This window comes from Eubacterium sp. An11 (assembly GCF_002161065.1).
Classification (GTDB): Bacteria; Bacillota; Clostridia; order Lachnospirales; family Lachnospiraceae; genus Anaerobutyricum; species Anaerobutyricum faecale.
Map to the genome: position 1 here is coordinate 145,549 of NZ_NFLV01000003.1, position 14,861 is coordinate 160,409.

Annotated in this window: 13 protein-coding genes; 4 read left to right on the plus strand and 9 right to left on the minus strand. The window is 47.5% G+C overall.

Annotated elements, in window-relative coordinates:
- Positions 1–32 precede the first annotated feature (32 nt).
- The 3 genes from B5E53_RS04015 to B5E53_RS04025 form a co-directional block, all read right to left on the minus strand.
- On the minus strand, positions 33–896 hold the full coding sequence (locus tag B5E53_RS04015) for a DUF4367 domain-containing protein (RefSeq protein ID WP_087312758.1): 864 nt from the start codon (positions 894–896) through the stop codon (positions 33–35).
- A complete protein-coding gene (locus tag B5E53_RS04020; RefSeq protein WP_162611777.1) occupies positions 893–1,447 on the minus strand; it encodes a sigma-70 family RNA polymerase sigma factor in 555 nt (184 codons plus the stop codon). Before B5E53_RS04020 ends, B5E53_RS04015 begins: the two co-directional genes overlap by 4 nt.
- Positions 1,448–1,637: 190 nt before the next feature.
- Positions 1,638–2,183: a VanZ family protein gene (locus B5E53_RS04025; protein ID WP_087312760.1), complete on the minus strand. Its 546-nt coding sequence runs from the start codon at positions 2,181–2,183 to the stop codon at positions 1,638–1,640.
- Between the two features lie 406 nt (positions 2,184–2,589).
- Here B5E53_RS04025 and B5E53_RS04030 point away from each other — a divergent pair, with 406 nt between their 5' ends.
- Positions 2,590–4,338 carry an NFACT RNA binding domain-containing protein gene (locus tag B5E53_RS04030; protein ID WP_087312761.1) on the plus strand — a complete coding sequence of 583 codons (1,749 nt, stop codon included), beginning with the start codon at positions 2,590–2,592 and terminating at the stop codon, positions 4,336–4,338.
- Between the two features lie 56 nt (positions 4,339–4,394).
- On the opposite strand, the gene B5E53_RS04035 is transcribed toward B5E53_RS04030, so the two are convergent.
- Both B5E53_RS04035 and B5E53_RS04040 read right to left on the minus strand, forming a co-directional pair.
- A complete protein-coding gene (locus B5E53_RS04035; RefSeq protein WP_087312762.1) occupies positions 4,395–4,616 on the minus strand; it encodes a hypothetical protein in 222 nt (73 codons plus the stop codon).
- A 12-nt stretch (positions 4,617–4,628) separates the two neighbouring features.
- Positions 4,629–5,498, minus strand: coding sequence for a radical SAM protein (locus tag B5E53_RS04040; RefSeq protein WP_087312763.1), 870 nt, complete (start codon positions 5,496–5,498; stop codon positions 4,629–4,631).
- 320 nt (positions 5,499–5,818) lie between these two features.
- Here B5E53_RS04040 and B5E53_RS04045 point away from each other — a divergent pair, with 320 nt between their 5' ends.
- Positions 5,819–7,918, plus strand: coding sequence for a sodium-translocating pyrophosphatase (locus tag B5E53_RS04045; RefSeq protein WP_087312764.1), 2,100 nt, complete (start codon positions 5,819–5,821; stop codon positions 7,916–7,918).
- Between the two features lie 113 nt (positions 7,919–8,031).
- Here B5E53_RS04045 and B5E53_RS04050 read toward each other — a convergent pair whose 3' ends face one another.
- Positions 8,032–9,468, minus strand: a complete 1,437-nt coding sequence (locus B5E53_RS04050) for a glycogen synthase (RefSeq protein WP_087312765.1) — start codon at positions 9,466–9,468, stop codon at positions 8,032–8,034.
- Positions 9,469–9,547: 79 nt separating this feature from the next.
- Positions 9,548–10,108, minus strand: coding sequence for a manganese efflux pump MntP family protein (locus tag B5E53_RS04055; protein ID WP_087312766.1), 561 nt, complete (start codon positions 10,106–10,108; stop codon positions 9,548–9,550).
- Positions 10,109–10,415: 307 nt separating this feature from the next.
- On the opposite strand from B5E53_RS04055, the gene B5E53_RS04060 reads away from it, so the two are divergent.
- Entirely contained in the window at positions 10,416–11,015 is a 600-nt protein-coding gene (locus B5E53_RS04060) for a TetR/AcrR family transcriptional regulator C-terminal domain-containing protein (RefSeq protein WP_087312767.1), read from the plus strand.
- Between the two features lie 68 nt (positions 11,016–11,083).
- On the opposite strand, the gene spo0A (B5E53_RS04065) is transcribed toward B5E53_RS04060, so the two are convergent.
- A complete protein-coding gene (gene spo0A, locus B5E53_RS04065) occupies positions 11,084–11,905 on the minus strand; it encodes a sporulation transcription factor Spo0A (protein WP_087312768.1) in 822 nt (273 codons plus the stop codon).
- A gap of 120 nt (positions 11,906–12,025) precedes the next feature.
- Positions 12,026–12,859 (minus strand): sporulation transcription factor Spo0A, encoded by an 834-nt coding sequence (gene spo0A / locus B5E53_RS04070; protein WP_087312769.1) that lies wholly within the window; start codon positions 12,857–12,859, stop codon positions 12,026–12,028.
- Between the two features lie 391 nt (positions 12,860–13,250).
- Here spo0A (B5E53_RS04070) and B5E53_RS04075 point away from each other — a divergent pair, with 391 nt between their 5' ends.
- On the plus strand, positions 13,251–14,783 hold the full coding sequence (locus tag B5E53_RS04075; protein ID WP_087312770.1) for a sodium:solute symporter: 1,533 nt from the start codon (positions 13,251–13,253) through the stop codon (positions 14,781–14,783).
- The last annotated feature ends 78 nt before the right edge of the window (positions 14,784–14,861 follow it).

The window sequence follows — 14,861 nt, forward strand, 5'->3', positions numbered from 1 at the left end:
AAAAAAATAGTGCCCGGTCGGGGCACTATTCCTTACTCCTGAAGAATCCCTGAATTTTTGATCCATCCCGCCATAATGTTCTCCGGCTGCTCTGACATGACGGTAAATATGTAACCATCCTTCTCAAAGAAGATGGAATTGCTTATTCCGTCGGAGATGGAGTAAGCCTCAACGCCGTTCAGATCAATTGTCTGCCTGTATCCTTCTTCTTCATTGCACGTGATCGTCACCGTATATACCGATGCGTCATGCTGCATGAAATGTAAATTATTTTCGTCCTTATCCTGATACCACACGGTATACATCCTGCCTTCCGGCTCCTCCGTCTCATTCACCACGTGGTATCCTTCCGGTATCTTCTCCCATTTATAAGCGTGAAACGGCGCCTTCTCCTCTGTCTGTCCGCCGGTGCCGGCCCCGGCGCCAGTCTGGCTGCTGTCTCCCTGCAGTATGCCGTTATCCGTTCCTCCGCTGTCGTTTCCCACACCAGCTGTTCCTCCGGCATCCTTTTTCCCTTCAATACTGACCCCGTTGGAACCAAATTCAATATTCAGCTTCCGGAGACCTTCCCGTACATCTTCACTGGCGAGGGCCGCCGCGGACGCCAGAGCCATCAAAAGCACCGCCGCCAGAGCATACCGGCCCCAGGACAATACATGTCCGCTCTTTTTCTTTGTCCTGTACCGACTGAGGGACTCCAAAAAAGAGTCATCCCCCTCCCCACGGCCTTTCAGGGAAGTTCCCTGCAGTACATTCTGCATCTTCTGTCGAAACTGCGGTGAAAAACTGTAATGACAGTCCTGCATGTCTCCGTCCAGTTCTCTCATCTCTCTGCGCACCGCCATACCGACCGCTTCTCTTAAAAGATCTTCATTCCATGTCTCTGTTTTCCTCATGATAAATACCCCATTTCCTCCATTTTCTTTTTCAGCTGCTTTTTTGCCCTCCGTGATACCTGCCTGACATGATCTGGTCTCAGTTTCAGCACATCGGCAATCTCCCTGCTTTTCATTTCATTGAAATACTGAAGATACAGCACTTCCTTATAAGGGTATCTCAGCTGACCGATCAGGGCAGCGAGGGCCTCTTTTTGTTCCTGTCCGATGCATTCTTCTTCCAGCCCCTTCTCTTCCACTGCCCAGATATCGTCCTCCCTGCAGTAAGAAACCATCCGATCCTGCTTCTTCATCCAGTTAAAACAATGATGTTTCAATGCCGTAAGTACATAATTCCACGTCTGACGGCTCCCCGCATCCGACAGTTTATCCAGATGTCCCATCAGAGATAAAAAAGTCTCATGCACCATATCTTCCGCGGCGGCACTATCGTCCACAATCCGAACGGCCGCCAGATACATTTTCTTCGCATACATTTCATACAGTGTCTGAAACGCCGTCTTCTCCTGCGGCGTATCCAGTAATTCCAGGTAAGCAATCATTGCTGTCATTCTCCTCTTTTTCTTGTAACTTTTTTCATATGAGTTTTTATCAAAACCATCTTTGTGGAAAACAGCGCTTCGCAGGCCTGCTTTTCTGACTGTTTTCATATATGAAACAAACCAGTGGCACGTTTTGTGACAAAAAAATAGTAAAACAGGGACAAAGTTCCTGAAACTTCGTCCCTGTTCAAAAATTTTTCTATTCTTTATGAGAAGTATTGTTTTCCTTCGCATATCTCCCCAGCCACGCATAGGAGAGCAGACCGCCAATCACATACAAGATCACGTCATCAATATCAACGCTTCGGTACAGATACCCAAGGCACAGACTCACCACGGCCTGCATTCCTTCCGCCATGACAGCAAAAATCAAAAGCCATATCACGTATGTGCGGAAACTATATAAGTGCATATACCACCCCAGTACACTCATAAAAAAGAAAAACAAAAGAACATTTCCCAAAATCTGAGAAAGCGCTGTTCCGACCATACCGTCTCTTACCGCCGAAATGATATAGCCTGCTATGGTCTTAAAAGGAATGATATTTACACTGGCAAATCCCGCCTCTTCCTGCGACAACGGCAGAGGAAAAAGCAATACAGTCAAAAAAATAATAAAGGTGACTGCTGCTGCCAGAAATTTTAAGATTTCCGCCACATCCCATTTAAAATGTCTGGTCAGCGCCATTGTCAGACATATTGTCAATATAGAAAAAAACAAAATACTAAAAACAAAATTTAACATGATTTTTTCTCCATAAAGTAAATACTTTCTTTTTATCTATGATTTATATGATTACCAGTTCCTTTTTTATGTGTTCAGTGTACCATATCTCTGTCTTATTGTACATACATGTTCCATACATATTAGAAACCTTTTTGAAGCACGTTCTGTGACAGCTGTTTGTTAGATCTGCAGATTTTTTATTCCGACATACATTTGCAGCGTTCTTCTTTGACACGCCGTCGTCCCCTGTGCTATAGTACACAGGGATTTTATGCCTTTTGGGGAAAAATCATGGAATGTCCGCACTGCGGTCTTTTTGAATCCGGCTGCATTGCAGCCAAATAGTCCGCTGCCCCTGTGCAGCTTTTACATTGCAGCCAAATAATCTGCTGCTTTTTTGCAGCTTTTGACAGGAGGAATATATATGGCTTTTGACGGAATTGTCATTTCCAATATTGTTTATGATATGAATCGTCTGCTCACCGGCGGACGTATCTATAAAATCTATCAGCCGGAGGCCGATGAATTGCTTCTGGTTGTGAAGAACCAGAAAGACACTTACCGGCTGCTGCTCTCTGCCAGCGCCAGCCTGCCGCTGGTCTATTTTGTGCCGGATAATAAATCAAATCCGCTGACCGCCCCGAATTTCTGTATGCTTCTCCGGAAACATATCAGCAACGGACGGATTACCGGCGTCAGCCAGCCGGGAATGGAGCGAATCATCGAGATTTCCATCGAGCACCTCAATGAGCTGGGCGATCTGTGTCAGAAGAAACTGGTCATTGAGATCATGGGAAAACACAGTAATATCATTTTCCTTGACGATGCGGGAATGATCATCGACAGCATCAAGCATATTTCCCACCAGATCAGCTCTGTGAGGGAGGTGCTGCCGGGGCGGAGCTATGTGGCACCACCGGTACATGATAAGGTATCTCTTGACGCTGTCACTCCGGAGTGGATGGAGGAAGTACTGCTGAAAAAGGCGTCCACTGTGCAGAAAGGCATTTACACCAGCCTTTCCGGCATCAGCCCGATGTTCGCCAACGAGCTGTGCTATCGGGCGGGCATTGACGGCAGCGCCGCCATGGCTTCTCTCTCACCGGAGGAGCAGACGGCCCTTTACGGCGAATTAATCCGCTTGCGGACACAGATTGAAGAGCATCAATATCAACCGAATATCGTCTATCAGGGCAAGACGCCGGTGGAGTTTGCCAGCCTGCCTTTGACCATGTATCCGGACATGGAAAGCCGGGATTTTGCTTCCATCTCCGAGGTGCTTCGCACTTTTTACGCCGAAAAGGAAGTGGTGACGCGTATCCGGCAGAAATCCACAGATCTGCGGAAGATCGTCTCCAACGCCATCGAACGGACCGCCAAAAAATATGACCTGCAGAGGAAGCAGCTGGCGGATACCGATAAAAAAGATAAATATAAGATTTACGGAGAACTGCTCCACACCTATGGGTATGAAGCCCAGCCGGGGCAAAAGGAACTGACCTGCGTCAATTATTATGACGGACAGGAAATCACGATCCCGCTGGACCCGCAGCTGGACGCCATGGAAAATGCAAAGAAATATTTTGACCGCTACGGCAAGCTGAAACGAACCTACGAAGCTCTGTCCACTCTCGTGGAGGAAACCCACGCGGAACTTCTTCATCTGGAATCCATCAGCAATGCTCTGGAAATCGCCCGGGATGAAAATGACCTGGCCATGATCAAAGAAGAGCTGATGGAATACAATTATGTGAAACGCCACGGCCAGAACCGGGGCAAAAAGAAAAACAAGGCAAAAAGCAAGCCGTTTCACTATATTTCTTCGGATGGATTCCACATGTATGTGGGAAAAAATAATTTCCAGAACGATGAACTGACCTTTAAGTTTGCCAATGGCAAGGACATGTGGTTCCACGCAAAAAAAATGGCTGGTTCCCATGTTATCGTCAAACTGGAGACCGCCGCGGAACTGCCGGACCGCACCTATGAGGAGGCCGCCCGCCTGGCCGCCTATTATTCCAAAGGCAAGGACGCTCCGAAGGTGGAGGTAGATTACACCGAACGCCGGAATCTCAAAAAACCGCCGCAGGCCAAGCCAGGATTTGTGATTTATCACACCAACTATTCCATGACCATCGAACCGGATATCAGCGGAATCCAGGAAATATCATAGAGAGGATTTTACAAAAAAGGCAGCAGAGGATTCCCCCGCTGCCTTTTTTTCAGGTTTTAATCAACAATAACTTTTTGAAGCGTTCCATCTTCGTCGATATATACTCTGTCATTCTCATTGATATTCCGCTCATAAAGCAGAGCATCTTCATGACGGAGGACAAGCTCTTTTTTCTCTTCATCTGCCAGAGTAACCACCGCCATGACCGGAGCTCCTTCCGGCCGTTCCTCACAACCGAAATCCAAATCCTCTTCTATCTTATTTACTATATAAAACATTTTCCCCTCCTGTCACAGCATCCGGTATCGTTCTGACTTATATTTTTGCTTCTTCTCCGCCTCTTCCACCTGGGCAAGCATAGCCGGAATATCCCCGTTCAAAGTACCTTTCAGCGCCAGATAGTTGGAAGCGTGGTTGGCCCGGAAAACCGTACCGTCGGAATCCACATGGGTAAGAAACAGCTTCATCTCCTCCATCACAGCATCCGGGGAAAGAAGGGTCAGCTGTCCGGCCTGAATTTCTTCCAGAATCGGGGCGCCCTTTTCCAGCATCAGCGTCAGAAATCCCAGATATTCCGGTTTCATGGCAGAAACCAGGCGGGCAGATTCCAACGCATGTTCTCGAAGCCGCTCCTTTCCTCCAAGGCCTGATATGAGAGTGAGAGAAAGCTGGATACCGCATTTTTTCAGTTTATCTGCCGCCTGTATCATTTCTTCCACTGTCACATCTTTCTTTACGTGGGCAAGAATCACCGGATCACCGGACTCCGCCCCCACATACACCATGGAAAGGCCCTCTTTTTTGAGTGCCTGCAGCTCTTCGTCCGTTTTACGCAGGATATCTCTGGCTGTTGCGTATGCGGTCACTCTCTCACAAAAAGGAAATTTCACCCTGATAAAGGAAAGAATATCCAATAAATCTCTGGTTTTTAACACGAGAGCATCTCCGTCAGCCAGAAAAATCCGCAGCGGAAGTTCCCCATATGCTGAAGACATCTCATCCAGATCCATAAAGATCTCTTCTTTACTTCTGATACGAAACTTTTTGTCTTTATACATGGTACAGAAGGTGCAGGTATTATGACTGCACCCGATGGTCACCTGAATGATCAGGCTGCGCGCCTCGCTGGGCGGACGGTAAACCGTTCCTTCATATCTCATTTTTGTACTCCTTATGTCTTCTTTATAATGTTTTCCTATAGTTTTTAAAAAATCCTTCCCGGCAGAATTGCTCCCGTCCGAACCGGATCGTTTCAGTCATATACAACTTTTTCTATTATATTTGACAAAGAAATTATTTTCAATATTAAAATCAGAATAAGAATATTATATAATACAAATATCAAAACTTTTTGTTAAAATTTCAACGAATATCGAGATTTTTTGTTTAAAATCCAAATAATTTCAGAAATATCTTCACCATTTTTAGTGAAAGTGTTATAATCATAACATAAATACCGTTCAAAAAGGGGGAAAAGTGAATGGACAATCAATTGGCTCTGTTAACATTATTTGGCTCTGTGATCGCTCTTATCTTTGCAGCGACGAGAGCAAAAAAGGTTCTGCGCTTCCCGCAGGGAAGTGACCGGATGAAAAAGATCTCCGCATCGATCCATCAGGGCGCCATGGCTTATCTGCGGCGCCAGTATAAGATTTTGATCGCTTTCTTTGCGGGAATGTTTGTCATCCTTTTTATTATGGCAGCATTCGGATTTCTGACCTGGTTCGTGCCGTTTGCCTTCCTGACCGGAGGATTTTTCTCCGGATTGTCCGGCTTCGTGGGCATGCAGATTGCCACCCGTGCCAACGCCAGGACGGCAGCTGCCTGCCAGGAGGGCTTGAACAAGGGATTAAATGTGGCTTTTTCCGCCGGTTCCGTTATGGGCTTTACGGTGGTTGGCCTCGGACTTCTGGATATCTCCATCTGGTATCTGCTGCTCCGTCTCGTGTTCAAACTTCCAATTGAAGATATCACCAGCACCATGCTTACTTTCGGTATGGGTGCCTCTTCCATGGCGTTATTCGCCCGTGTGGGCGGCGGTATCTACACGAAAGCCGCTGACGTGGGCGCTGACCTGGTCGGAAAGGTCGAAGTCGGCATCCCGGAAGATGACCCTAGAAACCCGGCCGTTATCGCAGATAACGTGGGCGATAATGTCGGCGACGTGGCCGGCATGGGCGCCGACTTATATGAATCTTATGTCGGCTCCGTATTATCTGCCTGCGCACTGGGCGTTATCGCCTTTAACCGGATCGAGGCTGTAGACCGCGTCAATGCCGTAGTCATCCCTATGATCCTCGCCGCTGTCGGCGTGCTGGCTTCGATCATCGGCTCTCTTCTCGTCAAAACAGGAGAAAGCACCGAACAGAGTACGCTTCTTAAGGCCCTCCGCCGTGGCACCAACACCAGCGCGATCCTCATCGCCATCGTCTCTTTCCCGGTGGTATGGTTTGTACTGGGTAAAGATTTTATCGGTTTCTACTTCGCCATTCTGGCGGGTCTTCTGGCCGGTGTGCTCATTGGATTCTTCACGGAATATTTTACTTCCGATACGTATAAACCGACCCAGAATCTGGCCGGCCAGTCGGAGACAGGTTCCGCCACCATCATCATCGGAGGTCTGAGTCTCGGCATGTTGTCCACCGCAGTTCCGATCATCATCATCGCGGTCTGCGTAATGGCTGCCTATGCATTTTCCGGCGGATTCATCGACTCCACGCGCGGTCTTTACGGTATTGCTCTTGCCGCTGTCGGCATGCTGTCCACCCTGGGCATCACTCTTGCCACAGACGCCTACGGACCGATCGCAGATAACGCCGGCGGTATCGCTGAGATGGCCGGACTGGACGCTGACGTGAGAAGACGTACCGACGCTCTTGATTCCCTTGGCAACACCACAGCCGCCACCGGTAAAGGATTTGCCATCGGTTCTGCCGCCCTGACAGCCCTGGCTTTGATCGCCTCCTATGTGGAGAAAGTACAGGAAGTCGGCGGAGCGGATATCGCCCTTGATATGAGCGTCATGAACCCGACTGTTCTGGTGGGCATCTTTATCGGCGCCTGCCTGCCGTTTGTCTTTGCCGCTCTTACCATGCAGTCAGTGGGACGGGCTGCCCAGAGTATCGTTGTGGAAGTCCGCCGCCAGTTCAGAGAGATCACCGGTCTTATGGAAGGCAAAGCGGAAGCAGACTACACAAAATGTGTCGATATCTGTACCAAAGCCAGCCTTCGGGAAATGATTGCCCCGACGCTTCTTGCCATTATCACCCCGGTTGTCACCGGACTGATTCTTGGCTACAACGGCGTCATCGGTCTTCTGACCGGCGCCACTGCCACCGGTTTCCTGATGGCCGTCTTCATGGCCAACGCCGGAGGCGCCTGGGATAATGCCAAAAAATACATAGAAGGCGGCGCCCATGGCGGCAAAGGCAGCGATTGCCACAAAGCAGCAGTTGTGGGAGATACCGTGGGAGATCCGTTTAAGGATACTTCCGGACCTTCCATCAACATCCTGATCAAGCTGCTCTCCATGGTATCCATCGTGTTTGCGGCACTGGTCGTCAACTATCATATTTTCTGACAGATCATGTGAATGTTCACATTTCTATTATGAAATAACAGCCCGGCGGCGAGGGGAATCCCCTCACCGCCGGGCTGTATATCTTTTATCAATGATTTTTCGGACAATGACATCTACATGCTCTCGTACAGCTTCTCATACTCTGTACAGGAAGTATTCCAGGAATAATTCTCTCTCATGCCTCTCTCTGCAATGCCATTCCACTCTTCCGGACAGTTCTGATAGACATCAAGGGCCTGTTTCAGAGTCTCTCGCAGAGCTTCCACAGAATATTCCTCAAAACCAAATCCGGTCCCTGTGTGATAATTCTCATTATAGACACGAACCGTATCTTTCAGTCCTCCGGTCAGACGGACAATCGGTACCGTGCCATAACGAAGCGCCATCAGCTGTGACAGACCGCAGGGTTCAAACTTCGACGGCATCAGCGTAGCGTCACAGCCGGCATACATATATTTTGCCATTTCATCGGAATAATTGATGTCAAAAAATACCTGATCCGGATATCTTGTTTTTACGCTGGCGAAAATCGCCTCATATCTCTTTTCTCCTCCGCCCAGAATATAAAGCTGCACATTTTCTCTCAGGAAATTATTGATCATGGGAATCAGCAGATCCAGTCCTTTCTGTTCGGTCAGACGGGAGATAATACAGACTGTGAAAATATTTTTCCCCGTCGGAAGTCCCGCTTTATTCTGCATATAAATCTTATTTTTCTTTTTGGCCTTCCGAAATGTGCTGATGTTATAATGATACTTGATATATTCATCCTGCGCCGGGCTGTAAATCTGATAGTCAATACCGTTGACAATACCGCTCAGATCATTTTTCCGGTAACGAAGCAGCGAATCCAGTCCCTCTCCGTACTCCGGTTCCTGAATCTCTCTGGCATAAGTGCCGCTTACCGTCGTCACCTTATCCGCAAAGGCGATGCCGCCCTTTAACATATTTCCCAGACCGTAAAACTCCAGTTTATCGAAGGCAAACAGTTCATCCGGCAGTCCGGTGATATCTTTCATGGCGCCCACATCCGTTATTCCCTGGAAACGCATGTTGTGGAGCGTCATCACCGTCTTAATGTTCCTGTAATAAGGATTTCCCCCGTAAAGGGTCTTCAGATACACAGGAATCAGCCCCGTCTGCCAGTCATGGCAGTGGATGATATCCGGCTCAAATTCCAGATAAGAAAGCATCTCCACCACTGCCACAGAAAAGAAGCAGAACTTTTCAATATCCATCCACATTTCCGTGTAAGGGCTGTCCCCGGAAAAATAATAGTCGCAGGCCAGAAAATAACAGGTAATTCCCTGGTATTCCAGCGTATTGATGGTAACCGGATGTCTCCGACGCCCCATATGCACCGGAAATGGCAGAGAAACATCCATCTGCTTTTTCCACTTCTCATCAATACATTCATAGGCGGGAAGTACGATGCGGACATCATGTCCCCTTTGCTTTAATTGTTTCGGCAGTGAACCGACGACAGCCCCCAGTCCCCCGGTTTTGACAAACGGAGAACACTCGGCAGATGCATAAAGTATCTTCTTCATAATTTCCTCCCGTCTTCCATACAGATTCTGTATCATTATCGCTATGTATTATATATAATAAAAACTTGCTGCTTCTATTCTATAACAAAATGCCTAAATGTTCTAATAAAATTTTACATCCAAGCAAAATTAATACAACACCTCCGGCAATCTCCGCATAAGATTTATACTTTGTGCCGAAAATATTGCCGATCTTCACACCGATCACAGACAATAGAAAGGTGGTAACGCCGATAAAAGAAATGGCCGGCACGATCTTCACATGCAGAAAAGCGAAAGTAATGCCCACGGCCAGCGCGTCAATACTGGTGGCAACAGCCAGCGGCAGCATCGCCTTCACGGAAAAGGACGCATCCATTTCTTCCGACTCCTCTCTTGCTTCCCGGATCATATTTACACCGATGAGTGCCAGAAGCACGAAGGCGATCCAGTGATCGACGCTGGTGATCATATGACGGAAATTCACGCCCAGAAGATAGCCGAGAAGAGGCATCAGCGCCTGAAATCCTCCAAAATATAATCCTGTAATGAGAAGATGGCTTTTTTTCACCCGGGGCACGGACAGCCCCTTACAGACAGACACCGCAAAGGCATCCATAGAAAGTCCCACTGCAATGACAAACAATTCAATAATACTCATCTTTTTTCTCCTTTTTCTGTGGTTTTTCATTCGCAGAAAAGGCGGGACAGCGGCAGGGCATCTGCACAAAAAAATAAGACCCACCTGTATCTGCAGATAAGTCTCGCCATTTAAGATGAGACCAGGATAATTCCAGTATGTTGACCTCACCACACAATATGTGCCGACTACTCCCTTATGTTTTGTCATTTTACCATAGAAAGGAAAGGGGTTCAATGCTTTTATGAGAAATGTTTTCGATTATCCGTTGCCTTTTCATTTTCTCATTGTATAATATCGGGTAGAAAGATGAAAGGAGGCGGCACCCATGACTCACGCGGAAAATTCTTTCCAGACCAAAACAAAACTGGCGGAATCTCTAAAGAAGCTTATGACACAGAAACCCTTTTCCAAGATTACCATCAGCGAGATCATCCGGGAAAGCGGTGTCAACCGCAAGACTTTTTACTATCATTTCGGAGATATGACCGGACTGCTGCGCTGGATGTTTGAGCAAAGCGCTGTCAACGTAGTCAAACAGTATAAACTCCCCCAGGAGTACAAAAAGGCTCTTTCCTTTGTCATGGATTACATTGAGAAGAATTCTTTTATTCTGAACAGCATCTATGACTCAGTCGGACTGGAAGAGATGAAGCTCTTTTTATATCCGGATATCCAAAAAATCATCCGAACCTGCATAGACAGTAAAGAAAAAGAACTGCACCTTCATGTGAAAGAAGAATTTAAATCTTTTATCTGCAATCTCTACACGGAAGGCTTCACCGGCACTCTGCTTCGTCAGATCAAAAGTCCGGAAAAACTGAGCCGGGAGGAAGCGATCTCTTATTACTCTCTGATCTTAAATGTCTCTCTTCCCACCATTTTAAAAAGCGCTCCCGGGCAGAAACATACACAGCCGGAAACATGATGCGATTTCCCGGCTGTGTGTGTTTGCAGTCCTCTTTCACAATCCGCTCTTGCCGGCTTTTGTCATGACTATGCATGCATCCGGTACTCAAGACGGAGCTTGTCTGCAATGAGGGCGATAAACTCCGAGTTGGTCGGTTTTCCTTTCCCGGCGCTGACCGTATAGCCGAAGAGATCTTCCAGCACATCAATCCGCCCCCTGTTCCATGCCACCTCAATGGCGTGCCGGATGGCCCGCTCCACGCTGCTTGACGTGGTTTTATATTTTTTTGCGATGGTAGGATACAAAAGCTTTGTGATATAGTTCAGCAGATTGATATCGTTGACCGTCATCATGATAGCCTCACGAATGTACTGATACCCCTTGATGTGGGCGGGAATGCCGATTTCCCGGATGATATTGGTGATATCCGCTTCCAGGCTGTTTTCCACATATCCGGTGGTGGAAAGCACCGGCGTCTCTCTTTTTCCCGCTTCTTCTTCCACTTTTTTCTGACGGAGACTTTCTTCCCGGGCAGCGGCAATCTGCAGGATCCTCCTGGCCAGATTCTCCGTGCTAAACGGTTTCAGTATGTAATAGGCAACCCCCAGTTTGCAGGCACACTCGATCATGGACTGATTGCCTATGGATGAGATGATGATAAATGACGGCGCGTGAGCGACACCTGGATCGCTGTTGATTCTCTCTATGACAGAGAATCCGTCCATCACCGGCAGCACCACGTCAAGAAGTACCAGATCCGGCTGTTTATGGATAATGCTCTCGCAGGCGTCCTGTCCGTTATCCACGCTGTCCACAAGATTCATATCTTTTCTCTTGTCAAAAAATTCAGCAAGTTCTTTTCTTGAGGTTTCTGAATGATCTGCGACTAAAATATTGATTGTTTTCATATGCTATGTCCTCCGTAATTTTTATACTGTCACTCTGTTGTTCAGCCCGGGATTTTATAACGTTATCTTTTCATCTATGGCTTTTCTCTGCGATCACCGGGTATGTCTTTTCGCCATATTTCAGGATACATTTCCCTGCAGTTTATCAAAATCAATGGCATTTTTGTATTCCAGACGGATCTTATCGGAAATCAGCGCGATAAATTCCGAATTGGTCGGCTTTCCCTTTCCGGACTGGATGGTATAGCCGAACAGCTCATGAATGGTGTCCATTTTTCCACGGTTCCACGCCACCTCAATGGCATGGCGGATGGCCCGTTCCACCCTGGAAGGAGTTGTCTTATGCATCTTCGCAATTGTTGGATACAGCTGTTTTGTGATGGAATTCAGAATATCCATATCCGTCACCGCCATCTTAATGGAGTCCCTGAGATACTGATATCCTTTGATATGGGCCGGGACACCGATTTCATGGATGATATTGGTGACGATCACCTCCAGCTGATATTCCATATCGGTATCTGTCTGTTCTTTTTCCATGGAAATGAACGTTCCACCGTCTTCTCTGGTTCTTTTTCCGCTTTTTACCTGCCGTATTTTTTTCATAAGTGAATTCTGATCAAAGGGTTTCAGAATCACATACCAGGCGCCCAGTTCCAGCGCTTCCCTCGTAATCATCTCCTGCTCCATGGCAGTCAGCACGATAAATGCCGGTTTCTTTTCCATTTCCTTATCTTTCTGTATCTCTTCCAGTACTCCGAGGCCGTCCATCCTTGGCATAATGATATCCAGAAGCACCACGTCCGGATGGGTCCGGCGGATCATTGACACCGCATCCACGCCGTCGGCGGCGCTTCCGACAATCGTCATGTCCTGCTCCTTTGATACAAGATCCTTCAGATTATGACGGATTCTCTCGTTATCATCCGCAATTGCTACATTAATGTTTGACATATAACATCCTCCTGTAAATTGCAATGCTTTGTACCATCATTATACTTTTCCAGACAGCTGAATACAATTTTATTTTATCGCAATTGTTTATGATATTTATTATAATATGAGCCCCTGCGCTCTAATATGCCTTTTTTCCCAACATTTTTCTTCTTTTCTGCTCGGGAAAAATCGTTTTCACTCCCATTTTTTTATAACAATTCAGCCTTATATCCGTCATGAACAGAAAGAACGTCGAAAGTTCATCCCCCATATACAACATTTATTGACTTTTTGAGTTTTATGTGTTAAAGTTTTTATAGTTTTTACCGTTAAAGTGACGAAGTGAATATTCTTTTTATCTTCACTTTTGTATGATTTAACGGAAATAAAAAAAAGAAAGGGAGAAATTATGAAACTCATTGTCCTGATTATCTACTTTGCTATCTTGATTGGCATCGGATTTTACTGCCGAAAACACGCAACTGATGTCAATGGATTTGTCCTGGGAGGTCGTTCCGTAGGCCCGTGGCTGACGGCTTTCGCTTACGGCACCTCCTATTTTTCTGCTGTGGTGTTCGTCGGTTACGCCGGACAGTTCGGCTGGCGTTTCGGCATCGCCGCCACCTGGGCCGGTATTGGAAATGCCATCCTCGGCTCTCTTCTGGCCTGGATGATCCTGGGCCGGCGGACGAGGGTCATGTCACAGCATCTGGATTCTGCCACCATGCCGCAGTTTTTCGGACAGCGGTTTGACAGTCCGTCCTTAAAAATTGCAGCGTCCGCCATTATTTTCGTATTTCTGATTCCCTATACGGCATCCCTGTACAATGGACTGTCCCGCCTTTTCGGAATGGCCTTCCATATTGATTATTCTGTCTGCATCATCATCATGGCTGTGCTTACCGCCATCTACGTGATTGCCGGCGGATATATGGCCACCGCCATCAATGATTTCATCCAGGGAATTATCATGCTGGTGGGGATCGTTGCCATCGTGGCGGCTGTGATCAGCAGCAAAGGCGGTTTTACCGCTGCCCTTGACGGACTGGCGCGGGTCACGGACGAGAGCGTCTCCACCACGCCGGGCATCTTTGCTTCCTTCTTCGGCCCTGAGCCGCTGAACCTGATGTTCGTGGTGATCCTCACATCCCTTGGTACCTGGGGGCTTCCGCAGATGGTCCAGAAGTTCTACGCCATCCGGGATGAAGATTCGATCAAAAAGGGAACCTTTATCTCCACTATTTTTGCTCTGATCGTGGCCGGCGGATGCTATTTTCTCGGCGGATTCGGCCGTCTGTTCTCTGATCAGATTGACATTGCGACTGGCGGATACGATTCCATCATTCCGACTATGCTGGAAAATTTAAGTCCGGCCCTGATCGCTCTGACGGTGATCCTTGTGTTATCCGCTTCCATGTCCACCCTCTCCTCCCTGGTCATCGCGTCCAGTTCCACACTGACCATTGACTTTATCCGGGACATTTTCTTTAAGAAAATGAGAGACGAGCGGCAGGTGCTGATCATCCGGGTGCTCATCGTGGTCTTCATTGCCATCTCTGCCATCCTGGCTCTCGTTCAGTATAAGAGCAATGTCACCTTTATCGCACAGCTCATGGGGATTTCCTGGGGAGCTCTCGCCGGTGCTTTTCTGGCGCCATTCCTGTACTCCCTGTACTGGAAGCGCACCACCAAAGCAGCCTGCTGGGTATCTTTCCTTTGCGGCTGTATCCTGATGGTCGTGGATATGGTTGTCCCGTCTGTCCTGCCGGCCTTCATGCAGTCGCCGATCAACTGCGGTTCCATCGCCATGCTGGCCGGACTCATCCTCGTTCCGGTAGTCAGCCTTCTGACGCCGAAACCAGAGGAAAAGCTGATGGAAGAAATCTTCTCCTGCTATGAGAAAACAAATGTGGTAGAGCAGAAAACTGCTCTTGGAAAATAGGCAGATACAGCAATAAAATACTGAACAATAAGACACTTAACAGATAAGGGGCGAAACCGATATTGGTTTCGCCCCTGT